Source organism: Mycolicibacterium insubricum, assembly GCF_010731615.1.
Taxonomy (GTDB): domain Bacteria; phylum Actinomycetota; class Actinomycetes; order Mycobacteriales; family Mycobacteriaceae; genus Mycobacterium; species Mycobacterium insubricum.
The window spans coordinates 2,300,261-2,319,071 of the sequence record NZ_AP022618.1 but is presented as its reverse complement, the minus strand read 5'-3'; the positions used below and the strand labels follow the sequence as shown (position 1 = coordinate 2,319,071).

Below are 18,811 nucleotides of genomic sequence, written 5' to 3'. Positions count from 1 at the left end.
TCCCGGCACCGCGACGGGAGCGGCGGTACCGTTGGCAAGCCTACAGAGCCCGCGACGCACACACCGGTTCCCATCGCCGGTTCAGCCGATCGGGGCGATGAGCGTCTGCCCGGCCTGCAGGGGCGCCGACTCCAGCATGTTGAGGTCCCGGATGCGCGCCACGGCCTGATCGGTGGACAGCTGCGGGGACACCCGGGCGGCCAGCGCGGCCAGCGTCTCCCCCGGCTGCACCCGGACCACCGCCAGGGTTTCCGCGACGGCGGTCTGCTCGGGCGCCGTCGCCAGGCCGCCGAACTGGCCGACCAGTCCGAGCCACACGGTGATCAATGCGGCCAGCACGGCCAGCCCGACCGTGGTGCCCGCGGTGATGGGGCGGCGCCGGTGGGCGGCCCGGGAGAACCGGACCCCGGTGCCGGAGTGACGCAGCGCGGCACCGGCGGGCCGGGCACCGCCGCGGGGCCGGCGGGTGACGGCACGCGGGGCCACCCGGATGGGGCGGGCGGCGCGCCGGGCGGGATAGTCCAGGTGAGCCGGACGGGACGCGGTCGGGCCGACCGCATCGAGGTCGACGGTGCGGATGTCGTCGTGCAGTACGGTCATGTCGGTCCCCTTCAAGTCGATATGTCGCTTATGTGTTCGAACTATATTCGAGCACCCGTTCGAATATCCAGTAGAAATCGAACGCGTAATCGAACTGTGTCCGAACACTAGCGCGAGGGTCCGACAAGTCGAGCGGCGAGGCCCGGCACGTCGAGCGGCGAGGAACGAGCCGCGAAGAGCGTGACGGTTACCCGCGCGGAGCCGCGAAGAGCTTGGCGGTAAATCGACACCGACAAGTCGAGCGGCGAGCTTGGCGATAACCAACACCGACAAGTTCGGGTCAGCCGGGCGTCTTCTCCGATCCCTCACCGAGCAGCAGGGACCGCACCAGGGCGCGAGGGCCGTAGGGCCGCAGCATGGTGCTGGCCGGGCGGGGCCGGACCCTCTGCGGCCACCAGAACCAGCGGCCGAGCAGCGCGGCGATCGACGGCGTCATGAACGACCGGACCAGCAGCGTGTCGAACAGCAGACCCATGCCGATGGTCGATCCGGCCTGACCGATCGAGGTCAGGTCGCTGGCCACCATTGAGGTCATGGTGAAGGCGAACACCAGGCCGGCGGCGGTGACCACCCCGCCGGTGCCGCCCATCGACCGGATGATGCCGGTGTTGAGCCCGGCGTCGATCTCCTCCTTGAACCGCGACACCAACAGCAGGTTGTAGTCGGAGCCGACGGCCAGCAGGATGATCACGCCGAACACCGGTGCGATCCAGTTGAGTTCGAGGCCCAGCAGGTGTTGCCAGACCAGCACCGACAAGCCGAACGCGGCGCCCAGGGACAGCAGCACCGTGCCGACGATGACGGCGGAGGCCACCAGCGCTCGGGTGATGATCAGCATCACCACGAAGATCAGGGTCGCCGCGGCCAGCCCGACGATCATGATGTCGTAGGCGGTCCCCGTCTGGATGTCGTTGTACACCGCCGCGGTGCCGGTCAGCGAGAAGTCGGCGCCGGCCAGTGGGGTGCCCTTGACGGCGGCCCGGGCCGATTCCAGGACCGGCTTGACCGCCGCGATGCCCGCCGGCGTGGCCGGATCGTTGGCGTTGACGATGATGAACCGGGCCGCCTTGCCGTCCGGGGACAGGAACAGCGCCAGGCCCCGCTGGAAGTCGGGATTGTCGAACGCCTCGGGCGGCAGATAGAAGTAGTCGTCGTTCTTCGACTGGTCGAAGGCCTCGCCCATGGCGGTGGCGGTGTCGGTCATCCGGCCCATCTGGGTGACCAGGCCGTTGAAGCTGCTGTGCAGGGTCAGCAGGGTGCCCTGCACGGACTTCACGACCGCGATGATCGGCGGGAGCTGCGCGATGAGTTGCGGGAAGACGGCCCGGAACTGCGACATGTTGCCCAGCATCGAGGTGGTGTTCTCACTGAACTTGTCGACGCCGTCGAGTGCGTCGAAGACCGACCGGATCGCCGCGCACACCGGGATGTTCAGACAGTTCTGCTCGAAGTAGAAGTAGTTGCGGATGGGCCGGACGGTGTCGTCGAAATCGGCGATGTTGTCCCGCATGTCGGCCAGGTTGACCGTCATGGCGGCCATGTCGTCGGTCATGTTCGACGTGGTGGCGTTCATCTTCGTCATCAGTGCCTGCATGCGTTCCATCGGGGCGACCACCGCGCCGAGATCGTCGGCCATCTTCTTCATGTCGGTCATCCGGTCGCGCATGAACTGCAGGTTCTCGGTGATCGGCAGCGACTGCATGCTGATCTGAAACGGGATCGAGCTGTGCTCGATCGGGCCGCCGAGCGGCCGGGTGATGCCCTGGACGCGGGCCACCCCCGGGGTGCGGAAGACGGCCTTGGCGATCCGGTCCAGCACGATCATGTCGGCCGGGTTGCGCATGTCGTGGTCGGTTTCCACCATCAGGATGTCGGGATTCATGGTGGCGGCGCTGAAATGCCGTTCCGCCGCGGTGTATCCGACGTTGGACGGCAGATCCTGTGGGATGTAGTAGCGGTCGTTGAAGCTGATCTTCATGGTCGGCAGGATGATCAGGCCGACGAGTGCGATCAGGATGCTGGCCACGGTCACCGGCAGCGGCCAACGGACCGCTGCGGTGCCGATCCGCCGCCAGCCGCGGGTCTTGATCGCCCGTTTCGGTTCCAGCAGGCCGAATCTGGTGGCCACCGCGACGATGGCCGGTGAAGCGGTCAGCGCGGCCGCGATCACCACCAGCAGACCCAGCGCCGACGGGATGCCGAGGGTCTTGAAGTAGTCCAGCCGGGCGAAGTGCAGACAGAACGTCGCGCCGGCGATGGTGAGCCCGGAGCCCAGCACGACGTGATAGGTGCCGGTGAACATGGTGTAGTACGCGGTTTCCGGGTCCTCGCCGTTCTGCCTGGCCTCCTGGTACCGGCCGATCAGGAAGATCCCGTAGTCGGTGCTCAAGGCGATGGCCAGCGACGACAGCAGGGCGACGACGAACGTGGAGAATCCCAGCAGGTGGTGGTCGCCGAGCAGGGCGACGACCCCGCGCGCGGTGCCCATCGACACACCGACCATGGCCAGGATGAGCAACACCGTGGACACGCTGCGGTAGACCACCGCCAGCATCAGGATGATGACGAGGCCGGTGACGCCCATCATCATGAGCATGGATTTGTCGGCGGCCTCGTTCATGTCCGCGATCAGTGCCGCGGGCCCGGTGACATAGGCCCGGATGCCGTCCGGCGGCGGGTTCTGTTCGACGATGTGCCGGACCGCGTCGACCGACGCGATCCCCTCGGTGCTGCCCTGATTGCCGGCAACGTTGATCTGCACGTACGCGGCGTGGCCGTCGCTGCTCTGGTTGCCGGCGGCGGTGATCAGGTCGCCCCAGAGGTTCTGCACGTGCTGGACGTGGTCGGTGTCCGCCTCCAGTGCGGTGACCAGGCCGTCGTAGTAGCGGTGTGCCGCGGCGCCGAGCGGCTCGTCGCCCTCCAGGACCACCATCACCATGCTGTCGGAGTCGGACTCCTCGAACTTGGCGCCGATGCGCTTGGCGGCGATGACCGACGGCGCGTCGGCCGGCGACATCGACACCGCGTGGTCGCGGGCGACCGACTCGATCGGCGGGACCAGCAGGTTGACCGCGGCCGTCAGCGCGACCCAGATCACGATGATCGGGACGGCGAAGGCCCGGACGAATCGCGGGAACGCGGGGCGCGGACTACCGCCTGCGCTGCTCATGCTGCCTTCACCAGGCAGAACGCCTGCGCCGAGGAGCCCGAGGCCTGCTGCTCGTCCTTGACGGCGCCGTTGACGGTGATCCGGCAGCCGAGGGTGTCGCTGTCGCCCTGGGCGACCAGATTGGCGACGACGGCGGGAATGGTGGTGGAGAAGCTGTGTGTCCACGGCAGGCCGGTGAAGACGGCCTCCTGCGGCTTGGCCTCGGCGTTGAGGAAACTCACCTTGCCGCTGGCCGTCGCCGGCCCGAACAGCTCGTAGGTGACCTGCTTGGGATTGAACGGCACGATCGTCTCCGGTCGATGGTCGGACGCGGCGAAAATCTCGTCGGAACCGAACTTCGCGCGCAACTGGATCACGCCCGCCGCACCGAGGGCGACGGCGATCAGCACGACGATCGCCACCCAGCTCCTTTTCAGCAGCGCCAACATCGCGGTCTCCTCAGTCTCGGCTCGACGATCCTTCCATAAATACCATACGGGGTATGGTATTAGCCAAGGCGGAGACACGCGCTCGAACAGATGTTTGATAAATGTGCGAGGGCGGACTATATTCGCCTACATGGTCGATAGCACTGAAACCGGGGCCGGCGCGGACCTCACCAAGCGGCAGGGCGCCATCCTGACGGTCATCCGCGAATCAGTGGCCACTCGGGGCTACCCGCCGAGCATCCGTGAGATCGGCGACGCCGTCGGGCTCACCTCCACCTCGTCGGTGGCCCATCAGCTGCGCGCCCTGGAACGCAAGGGCTATCTGCACCGCGATGCCAACCGGCCGCGCGCGGTCACCATCGAGTCGGCCGACTCCGGCCCGAACGCCGCGACCACCGAGGTCGCCGGTTCCGATGCGCTACCCGTTCCCACCTACGTCCCGGTGCTCGGCCGGATCGCGGCCGGCGGACCGATCCTGGCCGAAGAGGCCGTCGAGGAGGTCTTCCCGCTGCCGCGGGAACTCGTCGGCGAGGGAACCCTATTCCTGCTGAAGGTGGTCGGCGAATCGATGATCGACGCGGCGATCTGCGACGGCGACTGGGTCGTGGTGCGTCAGCAGAACGTCGCCGACAACGGCGATATCGTCGCCGCGATGCTCGACGGCGAGGCGACGGTCAAGACCTTCAAACGCACCGCCGGCCAGGTGTGGCTGATGCCGCACAACCCGGCTTTCGACCCGATCCCGGGCAACGACGCCGTCATCCTCGGCAAGGTCGTGACGGTAATCCGCCGGATCTAGGCACCCCAACCCAGCCGGGCCGTTGGCCCCGCGGAAAAAGGGGTGACGGTAATCCGCCGGATCTAGGCACCCCAACCCAGCCGGGCCGACTGCGTCAGTCGGCCCGGTGGAAACCGTTGGCCTGTGCGTGCTCCTCGTCGGCGAACCAGATGTCGGCGACGGTCTCCTCGTAGTACGCGCCGCCGGGCAAGTGGTAGTTGCCCGAGCGCATGCACGCCTTTATCGGGAACCCCGGAGGTGCCTGGTTCGGGTCGTCCAGCGGAAGATGGATCGCCGGATAGGCCGAATCGCCATGCGCAGCGGGCTCGGGCGCTTCCTCGACGGGTTCGGCAACCCGTTCCGGCGCCGCCGGTTCGGCGGCGTAGGCCGCGGGACCGGACGAGTAGTCGGCGCCGGGCGCGGGCTCACGGTAGCCCGACGAGTAGTCCTCGAACTGGCCGTACTTGTCGCCCCAGTCCGGCAGCGGCGGGAGCAGCGACGAAGATGCCGACTCGGCTACCGCGTGCCGTCCCGAGGGCGTCTCGTCGACGACGATGTCCTCGCTGAATCCGTAGCGCGTCGGCGCGGTGTCGACGGCGTCCTGGTCGTCGACGTCCTCCCCCCGCCGGGCGTGGGAGCCCTGGTGGGTGAACAGTTCGTCGTGGATGACCACCTCGGTGGTACCGGAGTTCTCGTCCTCCCAACTCGGTGCCGGTGCGCCCAGGTCGTCCTCACGCCAGCCGGAGTGCGAGTCGTATCCGGGTTCGTCGTAGTGACCGTCCTGGTCGTCCGTGCGATAGCCGGCCTCGTGGTACTCCGGCTCGTCGTAGTCGTAGGCATCGGGGCGGTCGTAGTCACCCTGGCGGTCGTAGTCCTGACCGCGACCGTAGCCCTGGCGCAGGTACTCGGCGTCCGCGTCGTCACCGGCAACCACCGCCGGCGCCTTCTTGCGACGACGGGCGGCCTGCCAGACCAGCAGCAGGATCAGCACCAGCGCGGCCGCCGGCAGCAGCCACCACAGCCAGGACCAACCGGCCCCGGTGCCCTTCTTGGCGGCGACGCTCGGCGGCGCGGGGGTGGTCGGCAGCGCCGTGTTGGCGACCTCGACCCCTTCCAGCTGGCCCGCGAGCGCATCCGGGGTGACGCTGAACTTGCGGTCCGTCGCGTTGAAGGTGAGCTCACCGCCGCTGAACTTCTGGGTCATCACGTCGCGGTCGATATCGTGCTCGGCGACGGGGACCCCGAGCGGGCCGGTGGCCCCGCCCAGCTTGTCCCAGGCCGCCTTCACCGGGCCGTTGACGACGATGGCGCCGTGGTCGGGGGTGGCGAAGATGACCGGGTGTTCGGCCGCGGCGAAGCTGGCCTGGGTGCCGTCGGGCACGCCGCCGTCGACCACGCCGCTGGTCGGGAAACCGAGTTCACCGGTGGGGCCGCCGGCCGATTCGTAGCGCTCCAGGATCGGCCCGGTCAGGGCGTGGGCGCCGGTGTCGGCGGTGTAGAAGATCTTGCCGCCGGCGAAGTTCTGCACGGTCCCGGCGTCGCCGACGGCGGCCGGGTCTCCCTCGCGGGCTCCGAGCGGTCCGCCCTTGCCGCCGGCGATCCGCCACGCGGTGTTGATGGCGGAGCTCGCGTCACCGGGGATCGGCAGACCGGCCAGTTCGCCGAGGTGATCGGCGGGTTCGGTGAATGCGCCGGTCGCGGTGTCGTAGGCGATGGTGCCGCCGCTGAACGACTGGGTGATGACCGAACCGTTGTAGCTTTCGTCGGCCGTCGGGACGCCCATGACCCCCGCGGATCCGCCGAGGTGGTCCCAGGCGGCGTTGATGGCGCCGCGCACCACCCAGGCGTCGGTGTCCGGGGTCCAGAACATCACCGGGTGATCGGCGGCGGAGAACTCACTGCTGCGGCTGTCCGCGCTGACGCGGCCGACGCCCTCGTCGACCGTCGGGAAGCCCAGGTCGCTGTCGACCGGGCCGCCGAGCTCGCGGTAGCGGTCCAGGATCCGGCCGTACATGATGTGCGCGCCGGTCTCCGGGGTGAAGTAGATGGCACCGTCGTTGTGGAAGTTCTGCACGAAACCGGATCCGGCGGCGTACACCCCGCCGTCCTTGTCACCCAGGGGTGAGTCGACTCCGCCGGCGGCCTCCCAGGCCGCGGTGATCGCCGCGTCGGCATCGCTTTCCGGGGTCGCGGAGGCCGGCGCGGCCACCAGAAACGCCGCCATGGCAACGACGGCAAACCACGCCGGCACTGCGAGCCTCAGCACGCGGCTGATTGGTTTTCGTTGCCTGGTCATGCACCACTCACCGCTTCCGGGCGATCCACCGTCGTGTTCCTCAACCCCGCGACGATAGCGATTTCCGGAGACTGTTTGTCGTCGTCGACCCGGACATTACCGATCTGAGACCGGAAAGTGCCGCAGCTGCGACCCGTTTCGCATCGGTATTTGCTGGGGATATGCCTGCTCGACGAGACGCGGGCCCCGGCAAACCGCCGGGGCCCGCGTTCACCGATCGGGCTCAGACGCCGAGGCTGCGCCCGATGATTTCCTTCATGATCTCGGTGGTGCCGCCGTAGATGGTCTGCACCCGGGCGTCGAGGTAGGCCCGCGCCACCGAGTATTCCCGCATGTAGCCGTAGCCGCCGTGCAGCTGCAGGCAGCGGTCGATCAGCTTCACCTGGTTCTCGGTGGACCACCACTTGGCCATCGCGGCCTGCTCGACGGTCAGCTTCTCCTCCAGGTGGAGCTTGAGGAATTCGTCGATCACCACGCGCACCGCGGTGGCCTCGGTGGCCAGCTCGGCCAGCAGGAACCGGCTGTTCTGGAAGCTGCCGATCGGCTTGCCGAAGGCTTTGCGGTCCTTGGTGTACTGCAGGGTCTCCTCCAGCACGGCCTCCATCGCGGCGGCGGCGATGACGGCGATCGAGATGCGCTCCTGCGGCAGGTTCTGCACCAGGTAGAGGAAGCCCATGTTCTCCTCGCCGAGCAGGTTCTCGGCGGGCACCCGGACGTTGGTGAAGGACAGTTCGGCGGTGTCCTGGGCGTCCAGACCCATCTTGTCGAGGTGACGGCCACGCTCGAAGCCCTCCATGCCGCGCTCGACGACGAACAGCGAGAAGCCCATCGCACCCTTTTCCGGGTCGGTCTGCGCGGCCACGATCACCAGGTCGGAGAGGATCCCGTTGGTGATGAACGTCTTGGAGCCGTTGAGGATGTAGTGGTCGCCGTCGCGGACCGCACGGGTCTTGATGCCCTGCAGATCCGAGCCGGTGCCGGGCTCGGTCATCGCGATGGCGGTGATGATCTCGCCGGTGCAGAAGCCCGGCAGCCAACGCTGCTTCTGCTCCTCGGTGGCCAGCCGCAGCAGGTAGGGCAGCACGACGTCGTTGTGCAGCATGAAGCCGAGGCCGCTGTAGCGGCCGGCGACGGTCTCTTCGCCCATCACGACGTTGTAGCGGAAGTCGCCGTTGCCGCCGCCGCCGTACTCCTCGGGCACCGCCATGCCCAGGAAGCCCTGTTTGCCGGCCTCGATCCAGACGTTGCGGTCGACGATCTTGTTCTTCTCCCACTCGTCGTGGAACGGCGCGACGTGCTTGTCCAGGAACCCGCGGAACGATTCGCGGAACAGCTCGTGCTCCGGCTCGAACAGCGTGCGGTCGTACTTGATGACATTGCCCATGGATTGCCTCCGGGAAGTGGGTCCGAAATATTGGCGCCGAATTTACCCCAACCGTCCGGTTGGTTGACCGACGGGTTGTGACGCAGCCCTCGTCCGGGCGGGCGTTACGAAGTGCTGCCGGCCAGTTGCGGCGCCACCAGATCGATGAACGCGTCGGCGACCCGGTAGGCATCAGCCATCGGGTAGCCACGCAGCAGTGCGGCCGACAGCATGGTGTTGACGATCCCCCACAGCATGATGGCGGCGTCGGCGGCGCCCTGCGGTCCGAGCGCGGCGAAGTCCGCGGCCAGGGTGTCGCAGGCGATGTCGGCGAACGCGGCCATCAGCTGCGCGGCGTTGTGGTCGGTGCTGTTCTGCAGCAGCATGCACACCTTGAAGAACGCCGGGCGTCGCTCAAAGCTGGCGATGATGCCGCGAACCTTGTCGCGCACCCGCTGCTCGGCGTCGCCGGTCGGCTCGGGGGCGGTCAGCACCGGTTTGGCCCACGCGGTGAGCACCGCGGCGTAAACATGCTCCTTGGAGCTGAAGTACCGGTACAGGGTGCCCAGTGCGACGTCGGCGCGGTCGGCGACGTCACGCATCTGGATCTGGTCGTAGTCGTGCTCTTTGAGCGCCGCCATCGCGGCGGCGACGATCTGGTCCCGGCGGGCCCTCTTGTAGCCGGGCAGACCGTCGTGCGGGTCGACCGTCGGCGGAGGTGCGTTCATGACCGCGGCAGGCCGAGAATCATCGTGGCGATGATGTTCAGCTGGATCTCCATGGTGCCGCCGCCGATCAACTCGGCCGGCAACTGGAACAGGTGCGCGACGGCGGTGTCCCCGGGGGCGTCGACGAGCGCCGCCGGACCGGCGAGTTCCAGTGCGGCCGTGCCGATCCGGCGCAGCACGCGGCCGGTGGCGACCTTGGCGACACTGGTGGCGGTGCCCGGTCCGTGCCCGGAGAGCCGGCTCAGGGTCTCCCGCAGGTTCAGCGCGTGGATGGCGTTGGTGGCGGCGCGTACGTCGCCCAGGGCCCGGCGGCCGTCGGGATCCGGACGCGCTGCGACCAGTGTGCGCAGCACCGATTCGCGGTCGTCGTTGATGTAGCCGCTGATCGCGGCCCGCTCGTTGGCCATGGTGGCGATCGCCAGCGTCCAGCCGTCGCCCGGGCTGCCCACCAGGGCGTCGTCGGGCACGAACACGTCGTCGAGGAAGACCTCGTTGAAGTGGGCGGGTCCACCGGCGGTGCGCAGCGGGCGGACGGTGATGCCGGGCGTGCTCATGTCGAGCAGGAAGTAACTGATGCCCTTGTGTTTCGGTACGTCCGGGTCGGTGCGGGCCAGCAGTGCCCCGAAGTCGGCGCGCTCGGCCAACGACGTCCACACCTTCTGGCCGTTGATCCGCCAGCCGCCCTCGACCCGGGTTGCTCGGGTGCGCAGGGCCGCAAGATCCGATCCGGCGCCGGGTTCGGAGAACAGCTGGCACCACGCGGTGTGGCCGCGCAGGATCGATTCCGCGAACCGGCCGCGCTGCTCGTCGGTGCCGAAGGTCAGGATGGTCGGCAGGATCCATTCGGCGATACCCAGCGAGGAGCGGGTCACCGACGGCCGGCGGGCGAATTCCTCGGCGACGATCAGCTGCTGCACGGGGTCGGCGCCGCGTCCCCAGGGCGCTGGCAGGTGTGGTGCCAGCAGCCCGGCGGCGGCCAGCGCATCGCGCTGCGCGCCGCTGCGCAGGTTGGCGTGGTCGGGGTGTTGGCGGCCCGGTGTCTCGTTGTCCAGGGTCGCCGCGTGGTCGAGGACCGCGACCACGTCGGCGCGGAATTGCGTTTCCACGTCCGGTAATTCGAGGTGAAAGTCGCGGGCAACCCCGTCCGGGTCACCGAGCCGGGCGGCCCAATCCCCGGTCGGCCCGGTGGCCCCGGCGATGGCGATCGCGCGGCGCCAGTACAGGTGCAGGTCGTGTTCCCAGGTGTAGCCGATGGCGCCGAACATGGTGAGCGCGTCGAGCACCAGGTCGGGCAGCCCGGCCAGGGCGATGGCGGCGGTCGCCGCGGCCGCGGCGCGCTGGTCGGCGTCGCCGTCGCCCGCCCGGGCGGCGTCCCAGGCCGCCGCGGCCAGCAGCTCGGCGTCGACGTAGAGCCCGGCGGCGCGGTGCTGCAGCGCCTGGAACGCGCCGATCGGTCGGCCGAACTGCTCGCGGGACTTCAGATGCGCCAGGACGTTGTCGACGCACCAGCGGGCAATGCCGGCGCCCTCGGCGGACAGCAGCGCGACGGCGAGTTCCCGGGCGTGGCCGGGAGTCAACCCGTCGACGATGTTCGCTGGATCGACCGGGTGATCGGCCAGTTCGAGGGTGCCGACGTCGCGGGTCAGGTCGGTGCCCGGTTCGGCGGTAACATCGCATCCGGCGGTGTGCAGCACGACCCAGACCACGGCGTCGTCGCCGGTGCGGGCGGCCAGCAGCAGCCGGCGTGCCGCGCACAGCCCGAGCGTCGGGCCGACGGTTCCGGTCAGCCGCGGGCCGTCGGGCGTGTGGGTGAGCCGCACGGCAGCGACGTCGGGACCCGCGGTCGCGGCCGGCATGCCGGCGACGATGTCGGCCAGCAGGTCCCGGCGGCCCGGCCCGGGCTGTGCGGCCGCGGCCTGCGCCGCGGTGATCATGGTCGGCAACAGCGGGCCGGGCAGCAGGCCGTAACCGGCACCATCGGCCACGCACCCGGCCTCGATCAGGCCACCGCCGGAGCCACCACAGTCCTCGGGCAGGTGCACGGCCGGAAAACCACTCTGCACCAGTACATTCCACACCCGAACCGGCGTTCCGGCAGCCAGCTCGTCGAGCACCGCGCGGGTGGCCGACGGCGTGGCGTGGCGCTCGGCCAGCGCGGCCACGGCCGCGGTCAGAGCGTGTTGTTCGTCGGTGACGGCGACAACCATGGCCGGCCCTACCGCGCGGCGGTGTAGCGCAACAGGGTCACGCCGCCGTCGGGATGTTCGGTGAACACCGGCCACACCGCCATCCCGATGCGGAGTTCTTCGGGATTGGTGTCGACGATCTCGGTGGCAAACCGCGGCCCCTCGTCCCAGGCGACCACGGCCAGAATCTGCGGGGTCTCGGCGGCGAAGTGCGCGGCCACCGGGCGCCGGGCCACGGTGAAGCTGACCAGGGTCCCGTTGCCGGAGATCCGGCGCCACTCCAGGTCGTCGGCAAGAGTTCCGGGTGCCAGCACCCGCGGGTAGAAGACATACCGGTCACTCGACGGCGAGTACTGGATCCACACCTCCCCGCGGGACAGTCCGTCCCAGTACGGTTGGGACACCGGGGTGGGCAGCGGCAGCGGCCTGCCCAATGCGGTTTCGGCGGTGGTCATTCGCTAATCCCCCTCCAGTACCAGGGCTTCTTGTTCGCTGAGCACGCCGCCGTTGCCGGAGACGAAAGCCCGGTTGCAGTCGGCGATCTGGGTGGCACCGGCGCGGCCCATCAGCTGCCGCGTCGCGTCGCAGACGTGGTGCATGCCGCCGGCGTTGCCGGGCTGCCCGTAGCCGAGCTGCCCGCCGGCGGTGTTCATCGGGAAGTCACCGGCGAAGGTCAGGTCGTGGTCGGCGACGAAGGCCATGCCGGCGCCCTTCTCGCAGAAGCCCGCGTCTTCCAGCGTGAGCAGCGCGGTGATGGTGTAACAGTCGTAGATCGACACCATGTCCATATCGGCGGGGGTGAGTCCGGCCATCGCGAACGCGGCGGGTGCGACCGTCAACATCGGTGTGTGCAGCGGGTTTTCGGCATATACCGGCGATTTGTAGGGCACCCGCTCACCGAAGCCCTTGATCCAGACTGGGCGGTTGCGGCTGCGCCGCGCCAGTGTCGCGTCGGTGATCAGCACCGCCGATCCGCCCATGCACGGCATGACGATCTCCAGCATATGCAGGGGGTCGGCGATCAGCGGGCTGGCCAGCACGTCGTCGACGGTGGCCGGCTTGTCGGCAAATACCGCACCGGGGGTGTGGTTGGCGTTGATGCGAGTGTCGGCGACGATTTTGGCCATCGCGCGTTCGTCGTAGCCGTAGGCCGCGGCGTACATCGACGCGACCTGCGCGTACGGGCCGTTCTGACCGAGGTAGCCGTAGGGGATCTCGAACTCGGCCTGCGGTGAACCGTAGCGGAAGCTGGACGCGCCGAAGTGCACGGCGTCGCCCATGTTGGGCAGCCGGGCCGGGTTCATCGGCGTCAGGAAGTTGGCCGGAATCGCGCAGAGCACGGCCGAGCAGATGCCGAGTTCGATCGCCGCGGCGGCCCGCCACACCATGGCCGCAGCCGAGGCGCCGCCGAGGTCGACGTACTCGGCGAAGTCGACCGGGATGCCGAGATACTCCACCACGGTGGAGGGCACGAAGATCTCGGATTCGAAGACCCCGGTGGTGATCAGACCGTCGACGTCGGCGGCGGACAGACCGGCGTCGTCGATGGCGGCGGCGGCCAGCCGGGCCCACTGCTCGAGGGTGAATTCGGGGTTCCCGGTCGGTCTGCGGACGCACGGCAGTTCGTGGAATCCGACGATGGCGGCTTCGCCTCGCAAACCCATGGGTTCCCTTCCGTCGCCGCGCGATGCGGCGACCTCCGGGATAAAACTAGAACAGTATTCTCATTCCTGGTCAAATTGTGACGCAAACCACCCCAGTCTGCGCGTTTTACCGGTATCTTCCCCGCCCCGGTGCGAGGATTGACCCGCACCGGTGTGGATCCGCCGGCGTCCGGCGGGAGGGGCCGACGATGTACAAGGAACGACTGGCCACTGCGGCCCATCGGATCATGACGGCGGCAGTGGCCCTCGTCGTGACCGCGGCCCTGGCGTTTGCCGGAATGGGCCTGGCGGCGCTGAGCTGGGCGGCGGCCCAGGTGCTGGTGGTACCCGGGACCGGGACGCAGATCCCCGAGAAATCCAAGAACTACATCGACAACTCCATCGACTACTTCGTAAATCCCACCGGGGTCTGTGGCGCTACCTCCACCGGCTGCCATGGCACCGGGGTGGACTACCCCGCTCAGTTCTGGCCGATCCCGCTGCCCGGCTGGGGCGGACTGTCCGGCGCGAAGTGGAACGATTCGGTCGGGCAGGGCGTCGCCTCGCTGGCCACCCAGTACGGGATCTCCAGCACGAACCCCGGCGGTCAGATCGTCATCTTCGGCTACTCCCAGGGTGCGACGGTGTCCAGCCGGTACAAGACGTACCTGTCCAGCACCAACCCGCCGGCCGTCATGCCCGAACCCGGTGCACTGCAGTTCGTGCTGATCGGCAACCCGAACCGGCCCAATGGCGGGGTGTTCGAGCGGCTGGCCATCCTGGGCACGGTGCCGATCCTGGACGCCACCTTCGGCCAGCCCACCCCCACCGACACCACCCCGCTGGACGACGGCGAACGGGAGGTCAACACCACCGATATCGCCTTCCAGTACGACGGCGTCGCCGACTTCCCGAAGTACCCGATCAACGTACTGGCCGACCTCAACGCGCTGGCCGGATTCTGGTACGTACACGGCACCTACATCGATCCCCGCGGCGACACCCAAACCGGACCGTGGCAGTACACCTCGACCGAGATCAAGGGCATCATCAAGGGCTGCACGGATAATCCGTCCGGGGCCGCCTGCCAGAAGATGCCCGCCTCGGACACCCTGTATGTGACGCTGCCGGCCAAATCCCTGCCGCTCGTCCAGCCGTTCCTGGACCTCGCCGATGCCACCGGTACCGGCGTGGTGATCAAACCGCTGGTCGCCGCCCTGCAGCCGACGCTGCAGACGCTCATCGAAACCGGGTACGACCGCTCCGACTACTCGTCCCCCAGCCCGTTCGGCATCGTGCCGCTGGTCAACCCGATCACGCTGGCCCGTGACCTGATCAACGACGTGCCGGAGGGCTTCAACGCCGCGCGGAAGACCATCAGCACCGGACAGATCCCGGACCTGCCCGGCTCGACGAATCCGAACGGCCCGTCGACCCTCACCACGACGACGGATACCTCGAGGCTGGCGGCGTCCGCTGCCCCGTCCGAGGTCAAGGTGCCCGCAGAGCCTTCCGAGCTGAAAGTGCCCGCGACCGCGCCCGAAACCGCCATCCGGCCGAACCCCAAGAAGCTCCTGTCACTGCCGCAGCTGACCCGGGAGTCCGTCGCACCCCGGCCCGTCGCAGCGAACAACGACCGCAAGACCGACCAGGTCAAGGCCGAAGAACCGGGCACCGAGGGCGCCAATGACACGGTGAGCACACCGCAGCGCCCGCGGCCGGTGCGCGACCTGGTCCGCACCGTCACCGGCGCCGACCGGTCCCCCGGCGTCACCAAGCATCGGCCGGCACGGGTCAAGCCTGCCGCCTGACCGCGGAACCAGTCGATACCCAAGATGGCACGCGCAGGCCACCGATTGGCGCGTGCGGACAACGTCGACATCGTGCCCCGACACCGATACTCGAGTCCATCACCCGAGATCGGAGGAAACGTGCACATCACCGTCGATTACAGCCTGTGCGAAGGCCACGGCCAGTGCCTGCTCGCGGCGTCCGAGGTGTTCGACCTGCCCGACGGCAGTGAGCAGGTCGTCATTCTGGATCCCGACCCGGCAGAAACCTGCCGTGACGCCGTAGTCCGGGCCGCCGCGATGTGCCCTGCCCAGGCACTACGGGTGACCTGAACCGGCGCGGCGCAATCACTGAACCGTCGAAACGTCCTCGATGCCGCATCGTCCCGCCAGAGCTGCCGCGGCGATCCGATTGGTCACCCCGAGCTTGTGGAGCAGTGACGCCACCATCCGCTTGGCCGTGCGCTCCGAAACCAGGAGCCGGGCCGCGATGTCCGCGGTCTCCATACCGCCCGACAGCAGACCCCACAGCCGGATATCGGCCGGGGTCAACAATTCCAGCACGTCCGAACGGGCCCCACGGGTTTGCGACAGCAGGGAGTCGAGCAGGGCGGGGTCGAGGACCCGCAGACCGGAGGCAATGGCCGCCAGGGGGCCGACAAGCGCTTCCGGCCGCAGGGTCTTGGACAGGAAACCGTCGGCCCCGGCACGCAATGCGTCTTCGGCCAGGTTCATATCCCCAGTGCCCGACAACGCGAGTATCCCGGTACGGGGATGGCGTGCCTTGATGTGCCGGATCGCCGCAACTCCGCCCAGCGGAGGCATGGCGAGATCGACGATCGCAACGTCGGCGTTACAGGCGGCCACCAGCTCGGATGCCTCCTCGACAAACGTCGTGCGCCCGCCGATGACGAACTGCGTTCCCCCGTCTCGGGCGAGCAGCAGTTCCAGCCCTTCCGCGAACAGCTCGTGGTCATCGATGATGACCAGCACCAGGGGTTGATGTGTCATCAGCCGCATGGTAACGCAGCCGCTCGGGGTGGTTCCCGATACCGGAGTCCCGGATGTCGTCGCTGCCTAAAGTCGAGCAGATGAACATCGGTTCAGCGCGACTGAGTGCCCTGTTCGTTCCGTCCCGCGACGGTTACGGTCTGGCGCGCGTCGTGGTAGCGGTGAGAGTCGCGGTGGTGGTGTCGGTTGGCGTCCTCGCCGGCACCGGTCCGGACTGGATGCGGAGCCATCTCGTCGCGCTCGGCGTGGTGTTGGCCACCGCTCTGGCCTATGCGTGCGTGCTGATGATGTTCCCCCGGTTCGAGGTTCGGCGCACCGCCTATGCGTCGCTGGTGTCTGCGCTCGATGCGGCCCTCACCTTGACGCTGGTGTGGCTGACCGGCGGCGCCGCCAGCCCGGTAGCCCTCGCGCTGTTCCTGGTGGTGATCGCGTCCGCGGCGCGGTTGACCTTCGTCGAGTGCCTGGCGCTCGCCGTTCTGCTGGGCGTCGGATACACCCTGGTCATCGCCGGTGCCGCGACGACAGACCGCCCGGCGCTGCCGGCGCTGCTCCAGGGTGCATGGTGGGCGCTGTATCTGGTCTTCATCGCCGTCCTCAGCGGTGGACTGTCGATTCTGGTTGAACGTGAACACCGTTCGCGGATACAGGCATTGGTGGAAGCCGAAGCCGAACACGCCGCAGCCGAGGAAGAACGCGACCTGCGTGCACGGCTGCTGCGCTCCTACCAAGCGCAGCAGGAGGGACTGCAGGTCCTGTTGCATGAGTTCCGAACGCCGGTTGCATCGTTGGATGCGCTGACCGCCGCACTCGCCGACGAGACGCCGATGACGCAACGGGATCGTGCCGCGACGATACGCCTGGCCGGCCGGCACGCCCGGCATCTAGCTGACATGCTCGACGCGTTGGCGGACGTCAATCTGAGCAGGCAGCCCGCGTTCTCCTCCGGACGCATCCGTCGCATCAACCTTGAGGAACTGGTGATCGAGGCCGGTGACACGGTGGGGCTGCAGCCACCGCGACTGCGGATCACCCAGCGCGGCGACACTGCCGCAATCTCTGTGGACGCTCAGGCCCTTCGCCGGGTGTTGACCAACCTGCTGGAAAACGCCGCGCGGCACGGCCGGGAACGTCCCATCGACGTAGTGTTCGAACGCAGCGAGGACCAGCTGCGGATTTCCGTTCACGACCGCGGCCCCGGCGTCGCGGAGGAGAACATGGGCGCATTGACCGGCAAGTTCGTCAGCCTGTCGGACCGCCGCGGAACTGCAGGGCTGGGCCTGTGGATCGTGGCGCAGATCATCGACGCACTCGGCGGGACGTTGCAATTCTCCACCCGCGCCGAGGGCGGGCTGACGGCGTCGGTGACTGTGCCGGTGAGCTGAGCGGCCCACCCGCCGGAGCCGATGGCCCGCGCGGGCCCAGATTGGCCCGGATGGCTCCCGATTCGGGCGGTCCGATGTCCAAAACTGGGCTTCAAGCAAGTGAGTGACGTGAACCACACACTGCAACAGCCCGGAAGGACAAGCCAATGACGACTGCCACTTCTACCTACCGAGATATCGACCTGAGCGACCGGGATTTCTGGGCCAGGCCGCATGAGGAGCGTGACGCCGCGTTCGCGGTGCTGCGCCGGGAGAACCCGGTGCCGTGGAGCCGGCCCGCAGACTCCGATCTGCTGCCGCCCGAGCAGAACACCAAGGGTTTCTGGTCGCTGACGAAGATGGACGACATCCGGTTCGCCAGCCGCCACCCGGAAATCTTCTCGTCCGCGCAGGGCATCACCATGGAGGACTTCCCACCGGCGATGATCCACATCGCGCAGTCGTTCATCGCCATGGACGCGCCGCGGCACACCCAGCTGCGCGGCATCACCATGAACGCATTCAAGCCGCGAAACCTGCGCCGTCTGCAGGACTGGATCCAGGGCCACGCCCGCGACCTGATCTCGGAAATCGCGCATCTGGGCGAAGGCGACTTCGTTGAGTTGGTGTCGGTCAAGCTGCCCGGCCGGATCTTCGCCAGCTTCTTCGGGTTGCCGCCCGGAGAGGTGCACGAGAAGACGATCTCGGCCGCCCAGCGGCTGCTCGGCTGGACCGACCCGGAGGTCTGCGGCGACCGCAGTGCCCTGGAACTGTTCGCCGGGGCGGTGGCCGACCTGCATGAGACCGCATCGATGCTGATCCCCGAGCGCCGCGCCAACCCGGGTGACGACCTGGTGAGCTGGATGGTGCAGGCCGAGTTCGACGGCAAGAAGATGACCGACGACGAACTCAAGGCGTTCTTCACGCTGCTGGCGGTGGCGGCCAACGACACCACCCGGCACGCCTCGGCGCATGCCATCTATGCGTTCTCGCAGTTCCCCGAGCAGCGGGACCTGCTGGTCGCCGACGTGCCCGGCCGGGTCGACCTGGCCGTCGAGGAGGTGCTGCGGTGGGCGTCACCGCTGGTGCACATGCGGCGCACCGCTGTCGAGGACATCACGCTGCGCGGCTCGGAGATCAAGGCCGGCGACAAGGTGGTGCTCTGGTATGCCTCCGGTAATCGCGACGAGGATGTGTTCGAGGACCCGTTCAAGTTCGATATCTTCCGGAACCCCAACCCGCACATCGCGTTCGGCGGCGGCGGCCCGCACTTCTGTCTGGGTGCCGCACTGGCCCGCACCATGCTGCGGTCGCTGCTGACTGAGGTATACACCCGGATCCCGGACATCTCCGCTCCCGAACCGCACTTCCAAGTGGCCAACTTCATCAATGGCATCAACAGCCTGCCCGCCACCTGGTCCCCCGAAACCCGCTGAGCCGGAAGGAACCCCCACCAGC

15 protein-coding genes are annotated in these 18,811 nt (G+C 68.4%); 5 read left to right on the top strand and 10 right to left on the bottom strand.

What is annotated here, in order from left to right; genetic code table 11:
• Positions 1 to 81: 81 nt before the first annotated feature.
• The 3 genes from G6N16_RS11095 to G6N16_RS11085 form a co-directional block, all read right to left on the bottom strand.
• Positions 82 to 600, bottom strand: a complete 519-nt coding sequence (locus G6N16_RS11095) for a LysM peptidoglycan-binding domain-containing protein (RefSeq protein WP_083029642.1) — start codon at positions 598 to 600, stop codon at positions 82 to 84.
• 280 nt (positions 601 to 880) lie between these two features.
• Positions 881 to 3,769 (bottom strand): MMPL/RND family transporter, encoded by a 2,889-nt coding sequence (locus G6N16_RS11090; protein ID WP_083029641.1) that lies wholly within the window; start codon positions 3,767 to 3,769, stop codon positions 881 to 883.
• A complete protein-coding gene (locus tag G6N16_RS11085; protein ID WP_083029640.1) occupies positions 3,766 to 4,197 on the bottom strand; it encodes an MmpS family transport accessory protein in 432 nt (143 codons plus the stop codon). The genes G6N16_RS11090 and G6N16_RS11085 overlap by 4 nt, the downstream gene beginning before the upstream one ends.
• Positions 4,198 to 4,327: 130 nt before the next feature.
• On the opposite strand from G6N16_RS11085, the gene lexA reads away from it, so the two are divergent.
• Complete coding sequence (gene lexA / locus G6N16_RS11080) at positions 4,328 to 4,996, top strand: transcriptional repressor LexA (RefSeq protein ID WP_083029639.1); 669 nt, start codon at positions 4,328 to 4,330, stop codon at positions 4,994 to 4,996.
• A gap of 94 nt (positions 4,997 to 5,090) precedes the next feature.
• On the opposite strand, the gene G6N16_RS11075 is transcribed toward lexA, so the two are convergent.
• From G6N16_RS11075 to G6N16_RS11050, 6 genes are all read right to left on the bottom strand, one after another.
• Positions 5,091 to 7,241, bottom strand: coding sequence for an LGFP repeat-containing protein (locus tag G6N16_RS11075; RefSeq protein WP_163787855.1), 2,151 nt, complete (start codon positions 7,239 to 7,241; stop codon positions 5,091 to 5,093).
• A gap of 253 nt (positions 7,242 to 7,494) precedes the next feature.
• Positions 7,495 to 8,655, bottom strand: a complete 1,161-nt coding sequence (locus tag G6N16_RS11070) for an acyl-CoA dehydrogenase family protein (protein ID WP_083029637.1) — start codon at positions 8,653 to 8,655, stop codon at positions 7,495 to 7,497.
• A gap of 104 nt (positions 8,656 to 8,759) precedes the next feature.
• Positions 8,760 to 9,362: a TetR/AcrR family transcriptional regulator gene (locus G6N16_RS11065; protein WP_083029636.1), complete on the bottom strand. Its 603-nt coding sequence runs from the start codon at positions 9,360 to 9,362 to the stop codon at positions 8,760 to 8,762.
• Positions 9,359 to 11,569, bottom strand: a complete 2,211-nt coding sequence (locus tag G6N16_RS11060) for an acyl-CoA dehydrogenase family protein (protein ID WP_083029635.1) — start codon at positions 11,567 to 11,569, stop codon at positions 9,359 to 9,361. The genes G6N16_RS11065 and G6N16_RS11060 overlap by 4 nt, the downstream gene beginning before the upstream one ends.
• An 8-nt stretch (positions 11,570 to 11,577) precedes the next feature.
• Positions 11,578 to 12,003, bottom strand: coding sequence for a Zn-ribbon domain-containing OB-fold protein (locus G6N16_RS11055; protein WP_083029634.1), 426 nt, complete (start codon positions 12,001 to 12,003; stop codon positions 11,578 to 11,580).
• 3 nt (positions 12,004 to 12,006) lie between these two features.
• The gene (locus G6N16_RS11050) at positions 12,007 to 13,212 is read right to left on the bottom strand and encodes a thiolase family protein (protein WP_083029633.1); all 1,206 of its coding nucleotides are present in this window, start codon (positions 13,210 to 13,212) and stop codon (positions 12,007 to 12,009) included.
• A 188-nt stretch (positions 13,213 to 13,400) separates the two neighbouring features.
• On the opposite strand from G6N16_RS11050, the gene G6N16_RS11045 reads away from it, so the two are divergent.
• Both G6N16_RS11045 and G6N16_RS11040 read left to right on the top strand, forming a co-directional pair.
• Entirely contained in the window at positions 13,401 to 15,002 is a 1,602-nt protein-coding gene (locus tag G6N16_RS11045; protein ID WP_083029632.1) for a PE-PPE domain-containing protein, read from the top strand.
• 120 nt (positions 15,003 to 15,122) lie between these two features.
• Positions 15,123 to 15,314, top strand: coding sequence for a ferredoxin (locus G6N16_RS11040; RefSeq protein WP_083029631.1), 192 nt, complete (start codon positions 15,123 to 15,125; stop codon positions 15,312 to 15,314).
• A gap of 15 nt (positions 15,315 to 15,329) precedes the next feature.
• On the opposite strand, the gene G6N16_RS11035 is transcribed toward G6N16_RS11040, so the two are convergent.
• Positions 15,330 to 15,992 (bottom strand): response regulator, encoded by a 663-nt coding sequence (locus tag G6N16_RS11035; RefSeq protein ID WP_083029687.1) that lies wholly within the window; start codon positions 15,990 to 15,992, stop codon positions 15,330 to 15,332.
• An 80-nt stretch (positions 15,993 to 16,072) separates the two neighbouring features.
• Here G6N16_RS11035 and G6N16_RS11030 point away from each other — a divergent pair, with 80 nt between their 5' ends.
• Positions 16,073 to 17,374, top strand: a complete 1,302-nt coding sequence (locus G6N16_RS11030; RefSeq protein WP_083029630.1) for a sensor histidine kinase — start codon at positions 16,073 to 16,075, stop codon at positions 17,372 to 17,374.
• Between the two features lie 146 nt (positions 17,375 to 17,520).
• Positions 17,521 to 18,789 (top strand): cytochrome P450, encoded by a 1,269-nt coding sequence (locus tag G6N16_RS11025; protein WP_083029629.1) that lies wholly within the window; start codon positions 17,521 to 17,523, stop codon positions 18,787 to 18,789.
• The last annotated feature ends 22 nt before the right edge of the window (positions 18,790 to 18,811 follow it).

Bases quoted from the DNA above. Each gene is read 5' to 3' on its own strand.
- G6N16_RS11070 (WP_083029637.1), bottom strand. From the start codon at position 8,655: ATGGGCAATGTCATCAAGTACGACCGCACGCTGTTCGAGCCGGAGCAC.
- G6N16_RS11030 (WP_083029630.1), top strand. From the start codon at position 16,073: ATGAACATCGGTTCAGCGCGACTGAGTGCCCTGTTCGTTCCGTCCCGC.
- G6N16_RS11045 (WP_083029632.1), top strand. From the start codon at position 13,401: ATGTACAAGGAACGACTGGCCACTGCGGCCCATCGGATCATGACGGCG.
- G6N16_RS11060 (WP_083029635.1), bottom strand. From the start codon at position 11,569: ATGGTTGTCGCCGTCACCGACGAACAACACGCTCTGACCGCGGCCGTG.
- G6N16_RS11025 (WP_083029629.1), top strand. From the start codon at position 17,521: ATGACGACTGCCACTTCTACCTACCGAGATATCGACCTGAGCGACCGG.
- G6N16_RS11090 (WP_083029641.1), bottom strand. From the start codon at position 3,769: ATGAGCAGCGCAGGCGGTAGTCCGCGCCCCGCGTTCCCGCGATTCGTC.
- G6N16_RS11095 (WP_083029642.1), bottom strand. From the start codon at position 600: ATGACCGTACTGCACGACGACATCCGCACCGTCGACCTCGATGCGGTC.
- G6N16_RS11065 (WP_083029636.1), bottom strand. From the start codon at position 9,362: ATGAACGCACCTCCGCCGACGGTCGACCCGCACGACGGTCTGCCCGGC.
- G6N16_RS11055 (WP_083029634.1), bottom strand. From the start codon at position 12,003: ATGACCACCGCCGAAACCGCATTGGGCAGGCCGCTGCCGCTGCCCACC.
- G6N16_RS11085 (WP_083029640.1), bottom strand. From the start codon at position 4,197: ATGTTGGCGCTGCTGAAAAGGAGCTGGGTGGCGATCGTCGTGCTGATC.
- lexA (WP_083029639.1), top strand. From the start codon at position 4,328: ATGGTCGATAGCACTGAAACCGGGGCCGGCGCGGACCTCACCAAGCGG.
- G6N16_RS11035 (WP_083029687.1), bottom strand. From the start codon at position 15,992: ATGACACATCAACCCCTGGTGCTGGTCATCATCGATGACCACGAGCTG.
- G6N16_RS11050 (WP_083029633.1), bottom strand. From the start codon at position 13,212: ATGGGTTTGCGAGGCGAAGCCGCCATCGTCGGATTCCACGAACTGCCG.